This window comes from Pseudomonas sp. KU26590, assembly GCF_026153515.1.
Classification (GTDB): Bacteria; Pseudomonadota; Gammaproteobacteria; order Pseudomonadales; family Pseudomonadaceae; genus Aquipseudomonas.
Genome location: NZ_CP110644.1, coordinates 5,081,214 through 5,099,502, shown reverse-complemented (window position 1 = coordinate 5,099,502; position 18,289 = coordinate 5,081,214). Strand labels below are relative to the sequence as shown.

At 62.1% G+C, this 18,289-nt stretch carries 12 protein-coding genes; 8 read left to right on the top strand and 4 right to left on the bottom strand.

Annotated features, from left to right (window positions below; genetic code table 11):
- Window positions 1–146: 146 nt before the first annotated feature.
- Window positions 147–2,165 (bottom strand): bifunctional tRNA (5-methylaminomethyl-2-thiouridine)(34)-methyltransferase MnmD/FAD-dependent 5-carboxymethylaminomethyl-2-thiouridine(34) oxidoreductase MnmC, encoded by a 2,019-nt coding sequence (mnmC, locus tag OKW98_RS22665; RefSeq protein WP_265386751.1) that lies wholly within the window; start codon window positions 2,163–2,165, stop codon window positions 147–149.
- Between mnmC and OKW98_RS22660 the strand changes: the two genes are divergently transcribed.
- Together OKW98_RS22660 and pap are read left to right on the top strand one after the other, a co-directional pair.
- Window positions 2,164–6,606, top strand: coding sequence for a dermonecrotic toxin domain-containing protein (locus OKW98_RS22660; protein ID WP_265386750.1), 4,443 nt, complete (start codon window positions 2,164–2,166; stop codon window positions 6,604–6,606). The genes mnmC and OKW98_RS22660 overlap by 2 nt on opposite strands.
- 155 nt (window positions 6,607–6,761) lie before the next feature.
- On the top strand, window positions 6,762–8,264 hold the full coding sequence (gene pap / locus OKW98_RS22655) for a polyphosphate:AMP phosphotransferase (protein ID WP_265386749.1): 1,503 nt from the start codon (window positions 6,762–6,764) through the stop codon (window positions 8,262–8,264).
- 83 nt (window positions 8,265–8,347) lie between these two features.
- On the opposite strand, the gene OKW98_RS22650 is transcribed toward pap, so the two are convergent.
- Window positions 8,348–8,935, bottom strand: coding sequence for a YecA family protein (locus tag OKW98_RS22650; RefSeq protein ID WP_037017255.1), 588 nt, complete (start codon window positions 8,933–8,935; stop codon window positions 8,348–8,350).
- A 210-nt stretch (window positions 8,936–9,145) separates the two neighbouring features.
- Here OKW98_RS22650 and recQ point away from each other — a divergent pair, with 210 nt between their 5' ends.
- The 5 genes from recQ (at window position 9,146) to OKW98_RS22625 (ending at window position 15,596) form a co-directional block, all read left to right on the top strand.
- Window positions 9,146–11,272 carry a DNA helicase RecQ gene (recQ, locus tag OKW98_RS22645; protein WP_265386748.1) on the top strand — a complete coding sequence of 709 codons (2,127 nt, stop codon included), beginning with the start codon at window positions 9,146–9,148 and terminating at the stop codon, window positions 11,270–11,272.
- 188 nt (window positions 11,273–11,460) lie between these two features.
- Entirely contained in the window at window positions 11,461–11,895 is a 435-nt protein-coding gene (locus OKW98_RS22640) for a MarR family transcriptional regulator (RefSeq protein ID WP_265386747.1), read from the top strand.
- A gap of 143 nt (window positions 11,896–12,038) precedes the next feature.
- On the top strand, window positions 12,039–14,357 hold the full coding sequence (locus OKW98_RS22635) for a FimV/HubP family polar landmark protein (RefSeq protein ID WP_265386746.1): 2,319 nt from the start codon (window positions 12,039–12,041) through the stop codon (window positions 14,355–14,357).
- A 3-nt stretch (window positions 14,358–14,360) separates the two neighbouring features.
- Complete coding sequence (locus tag OKW98_RS22630; RefSeq protein WP_265386745.1) at window positions 14,361–14,657, top strand: SelT/SelW/SelH family protein; 297 nt, start codon at window positions 14,361–14,363, stop codon at window positions 14,655–14,657.
- Window positions 14,658–14,777: 120 nt separating this feature from the next.
- A complete protein-coding gene (locus OKW98_RS22625) occupies window positions 14,778–15,596 on the top strand; it encodes a UDP-2,3-diacylglucosamine diphosphatase (protein ID WP_265386744.1) in 819 nt (272 codons plus the stop codon).
- Window positions 15,597–15,663: 67 nt separating this feature from the next.
- Here OKW98_RS22625 and OKW98_RS22620 read toward each other — a convergent pair whose 3' ends face one another.
- Together OKW98_RS22620 and OKW98_RS22615 are read right to left on the bottom strand one after the other, a co-directional pair.
- Entirely contained in the window at window positions 15,664–15,975 is a 312-nt protein-coding gene (locus tag OKW98_RS22620; RefSeq protein WP_265386743.1) for a DUF962 domain-containing protein, read from the bottom strand.
- Window positions 15,976–16,080: 105 nt separating this feature from the next.
- On the bottom strand, window positions 16,081–17,535 hold the full coding sequence (locus tag OKW98_RS22615; protein WP_265386742.1) for a TrkH family potassium uptake protein: 1,455 nt from the start codon (window positions 17,533–17,535) through the stop codon (window positions 16,081–16,083).
- A 175-nt stretch (window positions 17,536–17,710) separates the two neighbouring features.
- Here OKW98_RS22615 and OKW98_RS22610 point away from each other — a divergent pair, with 175 nt between their 5' ends.
- Complete coding sequence (locus OKW98_RS22610; RefSeq protein WP_265386741.1) at window positions 17,711–18,271, top strand: NAD(P)H nitroreductase; 561 nt, start codon at window positions 17,711–17,713, stop codon at window positions 18,269–18,271.
- Window positions 18,272–18,289: the final 18 nt, after the last annotated feature.

Below are 18,289 nucleotides of genomic sequence, written 5' to 3'. Positions count from 1 at the left end.
CACGCACCTGAATGGAGGGATGGGCTGGAGGATAACGGTTTGGCCGGAGCCGATGTAGCTGGCGAGACAGTTGATCTTCCCAAGGGCGAAGAAGTTGCGTCGGATGGCGGCGACCCGCGGCTGGACATCCGGTGCCGCAGGCTTTTCTACTTTCCGCGAATCAACCCGCGCAGCGCGAACCGGTTGGGGTGACAGGCCTCGGCCACGCTTCGCGGAAGTGGCAAGGGTTCGTCATCCAGCCAGGCGGCGATCAGTTCACCGGACAGCGGCGCCGTGATCAGACCGCGAGAGCCATGACCGCTGTTGACGTACAAGCCGTCGAGCCATGGGCACTCGGTATCCGGCGTCTGGCGCGCGTCTTTGCGCAGCAAGGCGTACGCCTCAACAAACGCCGCTCGATCCGCGAGCGGCCCGACGATGGGCAGGTAATCCGGGCTGGTGCAGCGAAATGCGGCGCGACCTTGGAGGTCATCGGCGGGCAAGACGTTGGCGTTCAGCCGCTCGGTCAAGTCTTCGGAGATTTCCCGCAGCAGTTCGAGATTGCCCAGATGCTCAGCCGTGCTCGGCGTCAGGTCATCACTGTTGAAGGCGAAGCTTGCGCCCAGCGTGTGTTCGCCGTTGCGTGCGGGCGCCACGTAACCCTCGGCGCACACGACAGTGGCCAAGCCCTGGCTTTCGGGGGTTTCAGCCAGTCGGGTGATCTGCCCTCGAATACGCTTGAGCGGCAGGTCCGCGCTGGCGGGAAAGTGTTTGATCTCGGCTGCGCCCGCCAGCACCACGACTGGAGCAGAGGCCAACAGACGCTTGCCATCCCACGCCTGCCACAGCGCGCCGTTGCGCCGCAGCTCGACCACATCATTGTGGGGCAGCAGCTGAATGTGGCTTGCGCTTGCCTGATCGCGACACAGCGCTGGCGGATGCACCCAACCGCCCTGTGGGTAAAACAAGCCGCCGCTCTTCAACATGACACCGGCCTGCGACTCGGCGTCAGCCCGGTCCAGCACATGCAGCAGATCGTCGGGGAACGCCGAAGCCAGTTGCGCCTGGCGCGCCTGCTCTTTCTCATCGAAAGCCAGTTGCAGCACACCGCAGTCGTCCCAGTCGATGCCCCGCTGCAGGCGCTCCAGCAGACGTCGGGTGTGGCCGAATCCGCTCAGGACCAGCTGCGACAACGCAGTGCCATGGGCCGACAGCTTCAGGTAGAGCACCCCTTGTGGATTGCCCGATGCTTCTTGCGCCAGACCCCCATGGCGGTCCAGCAGACTGACGTGCCAGCCGCGCGCTGCCAGGCTCGCCGCCGTGGCGCACCCCGCCAGCCCGGCGCCAATCACCAATGCTGTGCGAGGGGTGTCAAGTGAACGGGGCAGTAAACGGGGCCGGGCAAACCAAGGCTTGGCGCGCGGTGGCGTTGGCACGTCTTCAGGCCAGCCGATGAAGCGGCCTTTAAGCACTTCCCACTTATGCCCGATCCCCGGCACGCGCTTCATTTTGAAACCGGCTGCGTTCAGTGCCCTGCGCACCCAGCCGGTGCTGGTAAACGTGCCGATGGTCGAGCCCGGTGCCGCCAGCCGGGCCAGCTCGGCGAACAGCTCGGGCGTCCACATTTCCGGGTTTTTCGCGGGCGCGAAACCGTCGAGAAACCACGCGTCGATCTGCCCGTCCAGTTGCGGCAGCATGTCCAGCGCGTCGCCGATCAGCAGGGTCAGCGTGACGCGGCCGCCATCGAACACCAACCGCTGGAAGCCCTGATGCACCGCCACATATTGGCCCAGCAAGTGATCCGCCTGCTCCTTGAGCTCGGGCCACAAATTCAGCGCGCGCTCCAGATCTGCACGGCTCAGCGGGTATTTTTCGACGCTGACGAAATGCAGGCGGGCGTCTGCCACTGCGCGGGAGTTGAACAGCTGCCAGGCACACAGGAAATTCAGCCCGGTACCAAAACCGGTTTCGCCGATCACCAGCCGCCCGCCCGCCGGTAAAGCAGCAAAGCGCTCAGGCAGCTCGTTCTGGATCAGGAACACATGGCGGGTTTCATCCAGGCCCGATTCGGTCGAGAAATAAACGTCGGAGAACACCCGCGAATGCGGATTGCCCTGTTCGTCCCAATCGATCTGGGCGTGGGCGTGGACAATCTCGGCGATCTCGGTGTGGTCAGTGGTGGTCATGTTCAGCTCGGAGCAGGCAAGGTGGCGATGTTACTCCAGCGTCCGGGGGGCCGTGCACTACATATGTATGCCACTTTGGGGGCTCGTTCCTGTTTATCTGTGCGCCTTTGATCACACGCAAAAACAAGGACGTAAGATGAACACCGCCAGTCAGGCTGTCACTGCTGCATTCATTCAGAACACGCTTCCCCATTGGTTTATCCAGGCCACGCCAGCCATGCGCGATGCCCTGCGCCAGGACATGACCCTCGCGCATGCCGCTCGGGAGGATCTCAATCAGGTTCTCCAGCCTGTTCAGGACCTGCCGGCATTTGCCCGCCCGTTGCTGACCCAGGCCCTTGACGCTGAATTCGGGCCGGGTCTCGATGTTGACCGCGACCATTTCTTCCACGCCAGATTCCAGCGCGACCGGCTGACGGGGCGCCCCGCACCGCAGGGTTCCAGCACCCGTTCGCTGCTGGCGGCCGCGCTGCAGAATTTTGAGGCGGCCGAGGTCGGGGAAACTGACCGCGAAAGCGCCTCTGCCATCGTTCGTGGCTCGCCTGATGCTTTGTCGGCGCACGCGAGCGTGCATCCTTTGAATGTACGTCCCGGTCGATTTATCGAGCTGTGCCGTCGGCTGGACCTGGGCGGCCTATATCAGCGGCACTTGCGTCATGTGCTGCATCCCGTGGCGCGGCCCGGTATGGCCGGCAGCCTGGACAGCGAAGACATCAAGGCGCGCATGATCGAACGCGCGCGTCTGGCCCTGCGCGTCGATTGTCATATCGCGCGCCTCAAGGGGACGATCGACGAGGCACAGTACCAGGCGCTATTGCAGCTCGACTTCACCGGTCCGGCAGCGCAGGTCTGCACCTTGCAACTGCTCGGTTGCAAGTTGCGGGGTGCGTTGCTGTTCAAGCTCGGTGAGCAGACACGCTGCACGGTGTACCTGCCCGGAGAGCCGGATAATGCGGTTCAGTCCTATCCGTCGCTGGAACATTTCACACAGGCGCTGAGGACCAAGCTGCGTTCTGAGGTGTATCAGCGCTACTTCGACCGGTTCATTCCCGAGCGCAGCAAATCAGCCTTTTTCAGGCGTCTGCACGAGCGCCTGGCGCCCCACGTCCTGCACAGCGTCGCCCGTGGCAAAGGTTTTCACCGACAGCTGATCAGCGTGTCCGAGGTGGATCAGAATGCTTTTCTCGATCTGGAAGCCATCGAGGTGGGCGGCGCGCTGGGTGATGTTGTCTATCTTCACCACATGCTGCAAGTGAAGGACGACGCTCGGGTACTGGCCGTCCCTACTGACGATGAGGACCGTAAAACCCGCGATCAACGTCTCGCTGAATGGCTGGACTACGGCATGGACGGGCTCAATATTGCGGCGCTGTTCGTTCCCGGCCTGGGCGAAACCATGATGTTGGTCGCAGGTGCGCAATTGCTGGACGAGACCTTCGAAGGCATTGAAGCGTGGCGCCATGGCGACATGGATGAAGCGTTGGACCATTTGGGAAATGTTGCGCAAAACCTGGCAATGATGGGGGTGTTGGGTGCCGCCGGTGCGGCGGCCGGCGCAATGGCAGCAGAGGCAGCAGCATCGCAGCCGCCGTCCTTCATCACGCGTAGCGTGCCCGCCCGTGACGCTGCCGGCCGTGTGCGCCTGACCGACGTCAGCGTGGCTTTGCGCCGCCTGCATCCGGCGTTCGCGGACATCGACGACAAGGCGGTCAGCCGCATCATGGCGGTCAGCGGCGTGGACGAGGAACGCCTGGCGGCCCTGCACATCGGGCGCCTCCCCGCACCAGCGGAACTGCTCGACACTGCCAAGCGGTTCCGGTTGAGTCTGCAAGCGGCAGAGTCGAGTGAGTCATTCGAGGCGGCATACCGCGCCAGTGAAAAGTCGAATGATCCGCTGATTCTCCTGCTCAGGCGCGATTTTCCTTCCCTCACCTTGTCTGCAGGACAGTCGCTGGTTGCAGAAATGAGCGCCGAGCAAAAGCTCGCCATGTCGGACACTCAACGCATCCCGCTAGAGGTGGCCGGCAAGGTTCGCATTCACTTGCGTCAGAACCGCATGAGCCGCGCGCTGGAAGGCTTCTTCCTGATGCCGAGCACGGTCAACCGCGATCTGCAACGCCTGACATTGCGCAGCCTCGCAACCTTTCCGGGATGGCCCGCCGACCTGCGTATCGAGATTCGCGACGGCAGTGCGACGGGGCCATTGCTTGACAGTGTTGGCGCAGAAAACGCCGAGCGACGACGCGTTCTGGTCAGAAGCGACAAAGGGTTTCAGGGAAGTGGCGCCGACTCATCGGCAAAACCACGCAGCCTGTTTTCCGCTCTCCTGCAGGCACTGCCCGAGGACAGCCTTCGGGTGATGGGGCTGAACGATGCCGACATTCAGGTACGCGCGTTGAAGCGCAGGGTCTTCGATTGGGTCCGCTCGCAACCGAAATGGACCGCTGAACAACTGGGGGAGTGGACCTTTCCAACACGTTTCAGCCCGCCGCAGCGCTTGCCCGACGGGCGCATTGGCTACCCTCTCAGCGGACGTGGTGCTGTGCCGCCTGCTGGGAGCAGAACGCCCGAACAGCAACTGCTCCAGGCGATGACCCATCTTTACCCGGAGAGCGTGGAATTGCCCGAGCAGGTACGCAGCATGGCGCGACGTGCTCGCCCACTGGAGCAATTGCTGGCTGCGACCCGTGCCCGTATTGCTGCTTACGATCAACTGCACGTCAGCCTGATCGCCTGGGCCGAGGCGGACGACATGAGCGTGCTGCTCAATGACGGAGAGCGCATGGCGCGGCGTCGTGTAGCCAACGCGTTGGGCCGGGCGTGGCGCTACAGCCACGATACGGCACCCCGGGGGCCTCGCTGGCTGACGTTGGAGCACGTTGCCATTCCGCAGCTGCCGCCATTGCCGGATTTCTACGCGACTATCACCCAGATCGAGCTGAATAACGTCGTGCTGGACAGTGCTGCTGCCGATGCTTTCCTGGCGAATTTCCCTAATATGACGCGCCTGAACGTGCAGGGCAGTTTACCCGAGCTGCCCGCCATTCTGCCGCAGCTTCAGTATCTGGAGCACCTGTCTCTGGAAAACATGCCATGGCCTATCGCCCAGCCAGCGATGGACAGGCTGATGGATATTCCGGCGCTCACCTCATTAAGCCTGGCAGGCACTTACCTGGGCGAACTGACCGACACCAGCCGGCTTCGTCTTTCAGCCTTGTGGATCAACAACACAGGCCTGACTCAATGGCCTGAATGGACCCAGTCTCTGGCCCTCAACGAACTGGACATCAGCGATAACCACATCACTGAAATCGCGGCCGACGTCATCGAGAACCCGACGGATCACGACCGGCATACGGTGATTTACGCTTACAACAACCCTTTCACTCACGAGGCACTGGAAGCTTACTGGCGCAACGACACCGGCTACGGCCATCGCTATCAGCTGGATTACGACTTCCCGGAGGACATCCGCGAGATTCACGTGGAAGGCGCACGGATGGAAACCGACTCCGATTCTTCGGACGACGACGGCGAGCCCCACGGTCATCGCGCCGGGTCCAGCCGGCGTGTTCCCGAGGCGACGGCGCAGGACTGGTTACAGCCAGGTGAAGACGTGTTGAACGCGCGGCTGCTGGCGGCATGGGAGCGGGTGGAGCAGGCGGCGGACGCGCCTCATTTGTTGGTGTTGCTGCAGCGTTTGCGGGAGACCCCTGACTTTCGCCAGTTCCATGCCGAGCTTGCCAGCGACGTGCTGACCGTGCTGGAAACCGCCGCGCAGGATGCCCCATTGCGCAGCCAGCTTGAGGTCATGGCCAATGACCGCCTGTTCGGTGCCAATCAAACCTGCCAGGACGGTGCGCGGCTGATTTTCAGTGACATCCAGGTCGCGGTTTACAGTCATGGATCGCTGCTCGGGGTGGCCGAGGGTCAGCGCACGGAGGCGTTGCTGGGCGTCATTCGCCAGCTCTTTCGGCTCAACGAGGTGCAGGCGATCGCCGACGCCGAGATAGCCAGACGTGAGAGCCTCGGCCGGCCCGTGGACCATGCCGAGGTACGGCTCGCCTACCGGATAGGGTTGACGGACGATCTCGGCCTGCCGGGACAGCCTTACCGCATGGCCTGGGAACGGCTGGCGGCGGTTGATCGTGGCGCGTTGCTGGATGCCCGGCGTCACGTACTGGAAGCCGAACGCGGGCCGGCGTTCCTGCATTTCGCCGTCAGTGACCGGCAATGGGCCGAACGCCTGCGAGCGGACCACCGGGAAGGTCTGGAACTGGTCACCGAGTCCGTACGTGCGCGCATGGTCGCGATGGAAGATCACCCGCCGACCGATCCCGACGATTACCACCGACAGGGCCTGGCGCTCATTGCAGAACGCGAAGCCGTGGAAACGTTGATGCTCAGTCAGTTGACCGACTTGTACCGCGCGGGCTGGTAATCCGCCGGGCGAGGGGGTTGCACACGGCAGCCGCCTCGTTTCACTGGCCGGCAAATGTTGCACGGCAGTGATCCATCACGGCGATTGGCGGTCATAACCTGCATCGGCGCCGCTTGCCGCCTGTTAGTCTTGAGCGATCCTGAAGGGAGCCCTGCATGTTCGAATCCGCTGAAATCGGCCACACCATTGACGACGAAACCTACGATGCTGAAGTCCCGGCCCTGCGCGAAGCGCTGCTGGAGGCTCAGTACGAACTGCATGAACAAGGCAAGCGCCAGATCATCGTATTGATCAATGGCATCGAGGGCGCCGGCAAGGGCGAAACCGTCAAACTGCTCAACGACTGGATGGACCCCCGCTACATCGAAGTGCGCACCTTCGATCAGCAGACCGATGAAGAGCTGGCCCGTCCGCCGGTGTGGCGTTACTGGCGCCAATTGCCGCCGAAGGGCCGCATCGGTGTGTTTTTCGGGAACTGGTACAGCCAGATGATTCAGGGGCGGGTGCACAAGCAGTTCAAGGACCCGGTGCTGGACCAGGCCATCAACGGTGCCGAGCGGCTGGAAAAGATGCTGGTTGACGAAGGCGCAGTGATTTTCAAGTTCTGGTTTCATCTGTCCAAGCGGCACATGAAGCTGCGCCTCAAAACCCTCAAAGACGACCCTCTGCACAGTTGGCGAATCAGCCCGCTGGACTGGCAGCAATCGAAGACCTACGACCGCTTCGTGCGTTTTGGCGAGCGCGTGCTGCGCCGCACCAGTCGCGACTACGCGCCGTGGCATGTCATCGAAGGCGTCGACCCGAATTATCGCAGCCTGACCGTCGGCCGCTTGCTGCTCGAAGGTTTGCAGAACGCCCTGAAAACTCCCGAAGGGCAGACGCACCTTGTCGGCCTCGGCCCTTTGCCCAACAACAGCAATGAGCTGAGTCTGCTCGACAACCTCGACATGACACTGGCGCTCGAAAAGGACGACTACGACGATCAGCTGATTACCGAACAGGCGCGGCTTTCCGGGCTCATGCGCGACAAACGCATGCGCCGTCACTCGCTGGTAGCGGTGTTCGAAGGCAACGATGCAGCGGGCAAGGGCGGCGCGATCAAACGGGTCGCCGGGGCGCTTGATCCTCGCCAGTACCACATTGTGCCGATTGCCGCGCCCAGTCAGGACGAACTGGCTCAGCCTTATCTGTGGCGGTTCTGGCGGCAGATTCCGGCGCGGGGAAAATTCACCGTATTTGATCGGTCATGGTATGGACGTGTGCTGGTCGAACGGGTCGAAGGCTTCTGCTCCGAGGCGGACTGGCTGAGGGCTTACAGCGAGATCAACGACTTCGAAGAGCAGCTCACGGACTTCGGCGTCGTGGTGGTGAAGTTCTGGCTGGCGATCGACGACAAGACCCAGCTGGAGCGTTTTCAGGCGCGGGAGAAGGTGCCGTTCAAGCGCCACAAAATAACCGAGGACGACTGGCGCAACCGCAGCAAGTGGCCGCTGTATCGCGAGGCGGTAGGCGACATGGTTGACCGCACCAGCACTGAAATCGCCCCGTGGACGCTGGTCGAGGCCAACGACAAACGCTGGGCGCGGGTCAAGGTACTGCGCACGATCAACGAAGCGATCGAGGCGGCATTCAAGAAGAGTGACAAGAAACACAAGTAGCGGGGAAGGGTCGTACGAGCCGGAGTCGGCTCGTACGGGTCTCACTGGGTAATAGCGGAACTTGAATGTCGGGAAAGTCGGGCTTAGTGATGGCGAGGCTTGAGGATCGCCGGCTTTTCATCCGGGGCTTGCAGCAGCAGATAGAGCGCGGTCAGCGCTTCCGGGATCTGCACGATCATGTCGTCCATCAGGTTGGCGTCGGCAGCGATGTCGGCGAACTCTGGCTGTTCATCGAACAGTCCTGAACCGACCATGATCGGCAGCAGCATCTCGCTGACTTCCTCTTCGTCGTTCTCGAACCAGGCAGATTCGCGGAGGAACACGCCTTCCATGAAGCCGATGCACCAGCCACGCAGCTCGGAGTCATCAGGGTCATCGCCCAGGTCCAGATCGCAAGGCAATTCGAACTCTTCGTCCGACGCCAGCTGGCGAGCGATGTGCGCCTTGAGCTGGATCAGGGTGGCTTCGATTTCCTGGTGCTGCGCCTCGTCGGCGTAGTGCGGAGGCTCGGCGAACAGTGCGTCAATCCACTCGCGATCCGGCACGGTTTCGGCGCAAATGGACAGCGCGGTCAAATAGCCGTGGGCGGCTACATAGTCCAGCGCTTCGTCATGCAGCTCATCGGCATCGAGGAAGGCTTGCAGGCGGTGTAATTGCTCAGCGAAGGACATTGACAGACTACCTTGGGAATAAACGATGCTGAATTCTAGGCCCTGAGGGCGCCCGGCGCCAGCGGCGAGGCCACTGGAATCGGTATTCCGGTTAATTTCGACCGCCGGTGTCACCGCTGTCCAATCTGTCGGAGCGCTCCGGTATACTGCCGCGCTTTGCGATTTCCACAGCGATTCTCGACCGCTGTTGCGGCACCATCCGGGGTATTTATGCTCGACCAGGCTCAACGCGTACTTAAAGACATCTTCGGCTACGACAGCTTCCGTGGTCGCCAGGGTGCCATTATCGAGCGCGTGGCCAGTGGCGGTGATGCATTGGTGCTGATGCCCACTGGCGGCGGCAAATCCCTGTGTTTCCAGGTGCCGGGCCTGTTGCGCGACGGTCTCGCGGTGGTGGTTTCACCGCTCATCGCGTTGATGGACGATCAGGTGGCGACCCTGGAAGAACTGGGCGTGTCGGCCGCTGCGCTGAACTCAACGCTCAGCGCCGAGCAGCAACGCGACCTCGCGAACCGCATTCGTCTGGGCGAAATCAAGATGCTGTATCTGGCGCCAGAGCGCTTGGTTCAGCCGCGCATGCTGTCGTTTTTGCAGAACCTCAAGATCGCCTTGTTCGCCATCGACGAAGCCCACTGCGTGTCGCAATGGGGTCATGATTTCCGTCCTGAGTACCTGCAGCTGGGGCAACTGGCCGAGCTGTTTCCGGACGTGCCGCGCATCGCCCTGACCGCGACGGCCGACAAGCGGACCCGCGAAGAGATTGTCGAGCGTCTGCATCTGCAGAACGCCGAGCGCTTCCTGTCGAGTTTCGACCGCCCGAATATTTTTTACCGCATCGTGCCCAAGGAACAGCCGCGCAAGCAGTTGCTGGCGTTTCTGTCCGAGCGGCGCAGCGACGCCGGCATCGTTTATTGCCTGTCGCGCAAGAAGGTCGAAGAGACCGCGGCGTTCCTCAGCGACAACGGCTATCCGGCGCTGCCGTACCACGCCGGTTTGCCTATCGAAACCCGCTCCAGCAATCAGCGCCGCTTCCTTAATGAGGAAGGCCTGATCATGGTCGCCACCATTGCGTTCGGCATGGGTATCGACAAACCCAACGTGCGCTTCGTGGCGCACATGGATCTGCCCAAATCCCTGGAAGCCTATTACCAGGAGACCGGCCGGGCGGGGCGCGACGGTCTGCCCGCCGATGCGTGGATGGCGTACGGTCTGCAAGACGTGTTGATGCTCAAGCAGATGCTGCAGAACTCTGAGGGCGACGAGCGCCACAAACGCGTCGAACAGCACAAGCTCGACGCGATGCTGGCGCTGTGTGAAGAAACCCGTTGCCGACGTCAGTCGCTGCTCGCCTACTTCGACGAAATCATGCCCAACCCCTGTGGGCATTGTGATAACTGCGTCGACGGCGTGCAGACCTGGGACGCCACCGAACCTGCCAGACAGGCGCTTTCCGCGATTTATCGGACCGGCCAGCGCTACGGCGTGGGCCATCTGGTGGACGTTTTGCTGGGCAAGGGAAACGACAAGGTGCAGAGCTTCGGTCATCAGAAGCTCGCGGTCTTCGGCGTCGGCAAGAGCCGCAGCGAAGGCGAATGGCGTTCATTGTTCCGACAGCTGGTGGCTCGTGGTCTGGCCGACATTGATCTGGAAGGCTACGGCGGCTTGCGCCTGAGCGACACCTGCCGACCGCTCTTACGTGGCGAAGTCACCTTGCAACTGCGCCGTGACCTGAAACCGCAGACCACCGCGAAAGCTTCCGGCAGCCCGGCGAGCCAGCTGGTGCGCGGCGAAGAGCGCGAGCAGTGGGAGGCGCTGCGCGCTTTGCGGCGCAAGCTGGCGGAAGAACATGGCGTGCCGCCTTACGTCATCTTCCCGGATTCGACGTTGCTGGAAATGCTCCGCAGTCAGCCGGGGACCATGGCCGAAATGGGCCGTGTCAGCGGTGTGGGCGCTCGCAAGCTGGAGCGTTACGGCGAGGCATTCCTCGAAGTGCTCGGCGGTGCCGCACCGGCCCCGCGTGTGGTCGCCGATGTGCGGCACGAGCTCATCAGCCTTGCCCGCGCCGGCATGACGCCGATGCAGATCGCCGGGCAACTGCAGTGCTCGGAGAAGAACGTCTACACGATGCTTGCCGAAGCCATTGGCAAACAGCAGCTGTCACTGGATCAGGCACTGGATCTGCCCGAGGACCTGATGACCGAGATTCAGGACGCGTTCCTTGATGGCGAAGGCGAGCTGCCCCCTGTCGCCGCCATCGCCGAACTGTTTACAGGGCGCGTTCCCGAAGGTGTGCTGTATTGCGTGCGCGCGGCGTTGCAGTCGGAGTTCGAGGTTTAGCCCGACGCAATCGCGGCCGGCTGCACACGCTCGCTCAAAAAATCCCAGGCAATCCCAAGGCATACCCGCCGCATCCCGGCACGCCCAGGTCTCTGCGACGAATCACCGCGCCCAGGCGCTTGCCTCATCCCGGGCTCCATGGTTAGCTGCCTATTAATTAGGATTTGCCTTTAACCATCGAGTTACCTATGCCGTTAACCGAAGAACACCGCTTTGGCATGCAGTTGGCCCATATGTCCCGGGGCTGGCGTGCGGAACTGGATCGCCGACTGGCAGATCTGGGATTGTCCCAGGCGCGCTGGCTGGTTTTGCTGCATCTGGCCCGTTTCAACACGCCACCGACCCAGCGCGAACTCGCCCAGAGTGTCGGCGTTGAGGGGCCGACCCTGGCCCGGCTGCTGGACAGTCTGGAAAATCAGGGGCTGGTGCTCCGGCAGGCAGTGCTCGAAGATCGTCGGGCAAAAAAAATCGTGCTCTGTGACACCGCGCGGCCGCTGATCGAAAAAATCGAAACCATCGCCACCGCCTTGCGCCATGAGCTTTTCGCCGGCATCGATGAGGAAGAACTGCGCCTTTGCATGCGCGTTCATTCAAAAATCCTCGCCAATCTCGAAAAATCCTGAAAACCGCGCGAACGCCCGCGACAAATACATTGATGCGGGCGAAACATCCTGTTCTATTTGCACCCATACTGATGCTGCCCGGATGACGTGTCCGGGCGTACCGAATGTGCAGGGAAGCCTGCCTCGTCTTCAAAAGGGTTCGCATGCGGAAGAGTTTTCAGGCCGGTAGTCGTCGCGTCGCGGGTGCGCCCCTTCGCGTTCAGTCAGGTCTTCGTTCGGGTTTGCTCGCCATCGGTCTTGCGTCGGCCGCGTTGCTGCACAGCTCCGTGGCGGCTGCGCTGGGTCTGGGCGAGATCAGCCTGCATTCTGCCCTCGGGCAACCCTTCAACGCCGATATCGAATTGATTGAAGCGGGTGGGCTGAGTCCCGAAGAAATCGTCGTCGGGCTGGCGCCGCCCGAGGCCTTTGCCAAGGCTGGCGTTGAGCGCGTGTTCTTTCTCAACGACTTGCGTTTCACCGCGGTAATCCGTGGCAACCGCAGTGTGATTCACATTGAATCGCACAAGGCAGTCACCGAGCCATATCTGAATTTCCTCGTCAGGCTGGTACGGCCGAACGGCGACCAGTTGCATGAATACACCGTGCTGCTTGATCCGCCGACATCGGCGACAGGACTTGCCGCGACGCGCAGCCGTGCTCAATCGCCAGCCGCCAGCGCGAAGAGCGATGAGTCGCGTCTGCCGGTCGCGCCGCCTCAGGCTCGACAGGGCAAGCATTACACGGTCCTGTCCGGCGACACGCTGGCGGGTATTGCCCGTCAGGTACAGGCGCCGGGGAGCAAGACCTCTTCTGCTGAGTTGATAAAAGGTGTAGTGGCGCTCAATCCGCAAGCGTTTCCCAATGGTGAGCGCAGCCAGCTGAAGGTCGGTCAGAGCCTGTTGCTGCCGGACAATGCCGTTGAACCGAAGACCGCCAGTGCGCCTGTGGTTGCAGGTGGCAGCACCTCGGCCGCAGCCTCCGCCCCGACGTCCGCGCCGGCGAACCAGAACGCCGTCGATCAGTTGTCGGCGACAGCGCTGGAAAACCAGCAATTGAACAAAACGCTGGATGACCTCAAGCAGCAAGTTCAGACGTCCACCGTCGAAGAGGCCGACAAGGACAAGCAGATCATCGAGCTGCAGACCCAGCTTGCCGAACTCAAGGCGGGGTCGGCCAAACCGGCGCCCGTTGCTCCGACGCCTGCGTCGGTGACGACATCGACTCCCGCTTCAACGCCACCTCCGACGATCACTCCCGTACAAGCGCCGACGCCGGTGCCGATTGCCGCCGTGGACGACGAACTCCCCTGGACGTCGATTCTGGCAGCGCTGTTGGTGATAGTGCTGCTCCTCGCGCTGGCCTGGTCGGTGCGCCGCAACCGGATCAAAAATCAGCAGGCCCTGGAGCCCGTTCCGGTGGAGCCGGTGGTCAGGTCTGCCGCCACGGTGACGCCAGTCTTCGAAGTGCCGTCCGTCACCACCGCGCGCCCGGCCTCGGCAGCGCCTGCCGGCCAACGCCTGGCCGGTGCCGCCACCGACGCGCTGGATGGTGCGAGTATTTACATCGCCTACGGACGTTTCGCCGAAGCGCTGGCCATTCTGCGCGATGCGTTGGACAAACAACCCGAGCGCACCGATGTTCGTCTGCGCATTCTTGAACTGCTCGGCGAGCAGGGCGACGTGCAAGCGTATGACGAGGAAGAAAGCGTTCTCCTGAGCCAGGGTGTCGACACGCAGAAGCTTCAGGACATTCGCAATCGTTACCCGAAACTGAAGCCCGAGCCCGTTGCGCCCGAAGCGCCTTCCGCGTCGCCTGCCATGACCTCGGCGGCAGCGCCTGCAGCAGCGCTTGGTGCCGCCGCGGTGCTGGCGGGTCAAACCCTCTCGGCCAGTCAAGCATCAGACGACCACCCAGAGCTCAACCTGACAGATCCCGGCCAGCTGGACGAAAATGCGGACGCGTCGCTGAACCCGGTTGACCCTTCCGATGATTTCCAGCTCAACCTCGACGACCTGTCCATGGACGCCGACTGGGATCTGGTCGATCCGTTCGACAGCACGCCCGCGCCCCGCAAGCCCGCGCCTGCTCCCGAAGCCGAACCTGAACTGGACACCTCGTTCTCGTCCGACCTCACGCAACTGCCCGAGGTTTTCGAGATGCCGGAAGAGCAGTTCCTCAGCGATTTCGCCGAAGAAGAAACGCCTCCAGAGATGGACGTGCAGTTCGAGCCAGGTCCGGCAGCCATTGTGCAGAGCAACAGCGATTTGCTGGATGACGCTTTTCTCGACAGCTTCATGATCGAGGAGGGCGGCTTCGATTTGCTGAGTCTGGACGAAGAGCCGCTGAGCAAGATCAATGAGGCGCAAGTGCTGATCGACGAAGGCAACGTCGATGAGGCCCGTCGGCTGTTGCAGGAAGTGATCGACGGCGCCGACGACGGCCCGCAGCAAACGGCCCGTGATCTGCTGGCAGGGTTGGGCTGACCGATGTCCGCCAAACCTGAAATCACCATCACCTACTGCACGCAATGCCAATGGCTGTTGCGCGCTGCCTGGCTGGCTCAGGAACTGCTGAGCACCTTCACCGATGATCTCGGCAAGGTGTCGTTGATTCCGGGCACCGGCGGCGTGTTCCGCATCACCTGCGATGACGTGCAGATCTGGGAGCGCAAGGCCGACGGCGGGTTTCCCGAGGCCAAAGCCCTCAAGCAGCGCGTGCGTGACCAGATCGACCCGGCCCGGGATCTGGGTCACAACGATCGTCACGCCGGCCTCGACAGCTGAATGCGCATCGGGCCTCGCAAAGTGTTAACCGATATGTCGTGTCATCAAAGCTAAACACAGCCGTCATGTTCATATCACCGACCACGTCCACGCTGGGGGAAACCAAAGTGGAGGTGGTCCATGAGCATTGCCGAGAACGTGAAACCCAGTCGTAAACAACGTGTTCGGACCTTGTGGATCTCCGATGTGCATCTGGGAACCCGCGACTGCCAGGCCGAACACCTCTCCGGATTCCTCAAGCAATACCATGCCGACAAGGTGTACCTGGTCGGCGACATCATCGACGGCTGGAAGATGCGCGGCGGCATGTACTGGCCCCAGGCGCACACCAACGTCATCCGCCGCCTGCTGACCATGAGCAAGCGCGGCACCGAAGTCATCTACGTCACCGGCAACCACGACGAATTCCTGCGCCGCTATTCAAAACTCATTCTGGGCAACATCCAGCTGGTCGATGAAGCCGTGCACCTGACCGCCGATGGCCGTCGTCTGCTGGTGATCCATGGTGACCAGTTCGACGTCATCACTCGCTATCACCGCTGGCTGGCCTTTCTTGGCGATTCGGCCTACGAATTCACCCTGACCCTCAATCGCTGGCTCAACCACTGGCGCGCCAAATACGGCTACGGCTATTGGTCGCTGTCGGCCTACCTGAAGCACAAGGTCAAGACTGCGGTGAGTTTCATCAGCGACTTCGAGGAAGCCATCGCCCACGAGTGCGTGAAGCGCGGGCTGGACGGCGTGGTGTGCGGGCACATCCACCACGCTGAAATCCGCCAGGTGGGCGGCGTGGAATACCTCAACTGCGGCGACTGGGTGGAGTCCTGCACCGCCTTGATCGAACACTGGGATGGCACGATCGAGCTGTTCCGGCTGGCCGATGCCCACGTAAAAGCCAAAAGCCCTGAAGCACCGCAGCCGGTGGGCGAGACGGTCTGAGCGCCGGCAGCGTCTTGCTTGAAGGGTGCTGCAGCAAGGCGCCATCGGTGACGCCGAAGAGTGCCGGTCAAAACGGCACTTTGCCCCTGAGCATGTCCTTGTACATGACGAAATCGCCGAGCAGGCTGTAGAACGGATGCTTGAACGTGGCCGGGCGGTTCTTCTCGAAAAAGAAGTGGCCGATCCAGGCGAAGGTGTAGCCCGCCAGCGGCAAGACCCACAGCAATGTCCAGTGAGCGCCGAGCACGGCGAACGCCAGAATCAGGATGACAAGACTCGTGCCGATGAAGTGCAGACGGCGGCACGTACTGTCCCGATGTTCATGCAGGTAATACGGGTAGAAGTCTGCGAATCGGCTGAAACGCTTCACTGTTTCCACGAGGCTGTGCTCTGAGGCAGGGTGTCGTCTGAGCTTAGCCGAGCCCCGCCGCCCGCCGCGAAATTTCTCTGGCTCCGGGAATAACGTCGCCCGGCCTGTAGTGTTCTAGTGACGCCAGAACGCCGGGATGCACAGCACCAGTACCGTGATAATTTCCAGTCGGCCGAGCAGCATGCCCAGTGACAGAATCCACTTGGCGGCATCCGGCAGCGTCGAGAAATTACCCGCCGGCCCGATGGTTTCACCCAGCCCGGGCCCCACGCCTGACACGGTGCTGGCGGCGCCGGTCAACGCGGTCATCCAGTCCAGCCCCAGCAGCGACAGCATCAGCGCGATCAGGCAGATGGTGAAGGTGAAGAAAAACGAGAAGGTCAGAATCGAACGCACGATCTCGTCGTCCAGCCGGTGACCGTTGTACTTCTGCTTGATCACCGCGCGCGGGTGAATCAGTTGGTGCAGGTTGGCGCGCAGCAGGATGTACGCGACCTGAAAGCGGAAGACCTTCACGCCGCCCGCCGTTGACCCTGAGCACCCGCCGATGAATCCCAGGTAGAAGAACAGCATCAGCGCGAAGTTGCCCCAGAGGCTGTAGTCCCCCAGCGCGAATCCGGTGGTCGTCACCACCGAGGTCACGTTCAGCGCGACATGACGCAGCGCGTCGTACCACGGCAGATCGGTCGTTGCCCAGTACCAGGCGGTCATCACCAGCCACATCACCAGCAGCAGGACGAGAAAGCCCTGCACCTGCTGATCCTTGAGCAGCGCCCCGCGATTGCCCCGCAGAGTCGCCACGTACAGGGTGAACGGCAGGGCGCCGAGGATCATCACCACGATCGCCACCCAATGCACGGCGGGTTGCGGCCATTTCGCCAGGGACTGATCCGAGGTAGAGAAACCGCCGGTCGAGATTGCCGACATTGCGTGATTGATGGCGTCGAACAGGCTCATGCCGGCCCACCAGAATGCCAGCGTTCCCAGCACGGTGATGCCGAGGTAAACCAAGACGATGAACTTGGCGACCATGTGCGAACGCGGCATGACTTTTTCGGAACGGTCCGACGACTCGGTCTGAAACAGGCGCATGCCGCCGATGCGCAACAGCGGGAGAATCGCCACCGCCATGCCGATGAAACCGATACCACCGAGCCAGTGCAGCAACGAACGCCAGATCAAGATGCCCGGGGACATGGTGTCCAGGCCGCTGAGCACGGTGGAGCCTGTTGCGGTGATGCCGGACATGCTTTCGAAGAAGGAGTCGGTGTAGCTGATGTGTTGGGTGAGCAGAAACGGCAGCGCCGCGAAGATGCAGACGATGACCCAGCTGCTGACCGTCAGCAGGTACATGTCCCGTGGGCGCAGGTGCACATGCGTGGGCCGGCCCTGACCCACCAGCGCCAGCCCGGACACGAAGGTGATCAGACTCGACCACAGAAACGACGGCATGTCGGCGGTGCGGTGGAAGATCATCAGGGTGATCATCGGCACGACCATGGCGATCGCCAGGGTAATCAGGAAGATGCCGATAATGAAACCGATGATGCGGAGAGTCGGCAACGCCATGCAGTCGCTCTGATCAGGAAGTGAGAGGGCGGCCATTCTACCCGCGGGCCCGTTTGTGTAAACCGAGGCATTTCCGAGAGTGTTGTAAGTAAATGCCCTGGTTAATCGTTATTGAAGTTCAAGACTGCATCGAGGGCACTACAATGGCCCGTCATTTTTCCTTGGAGACGACGTAATGGAAGCGCTCGACGTATTGCTTAATCGCGTGTCCGTACCCCGCTTGATCGAACCCGCACCGGACGCCGAGCAACGCGAGATCCTCTTCGGCGCTGCCCTGCGCGCGCCCGACCACGGCGTATTGCGGCCCTATCGCTTTCTGACTGTCGAAGGCGACGCACGCCATCGTATGGGTGACCTGCTGGCCCAGGCCCTGGTCGACAAAGGCGGCGAGGTCGATGCCAAAGCGCTGGACAAGGCCCGTAACGGACCCCTTCGCGCGCCGTTGGTGGTCGTGGTGATAGCCAAGTTGACTGACCACTACAAAGTGCCGAAAAAGGAACAAGTGATCACCGCAGGGTGCGCTGCCCACGGCATCCTGCTGGCCGCCTACGCAATGGGCATCGGCGCGGTCTGGCGCTCGGGGGATTTGTCCTACTCCCGCCACGTGGCTGAAGGGCTGGGCCTGACCGCCGAGGAAGAAGTCGTCGCCTTCCTCTACCTTGGCACTCCGCAAAACCCGCCGCGGGAGCCCGCTAAGCCTGAGGTTGCCGCGTTTGTGAGCGCGTGGGAGGGCTAGTGGGACCGGCTTTAGCCG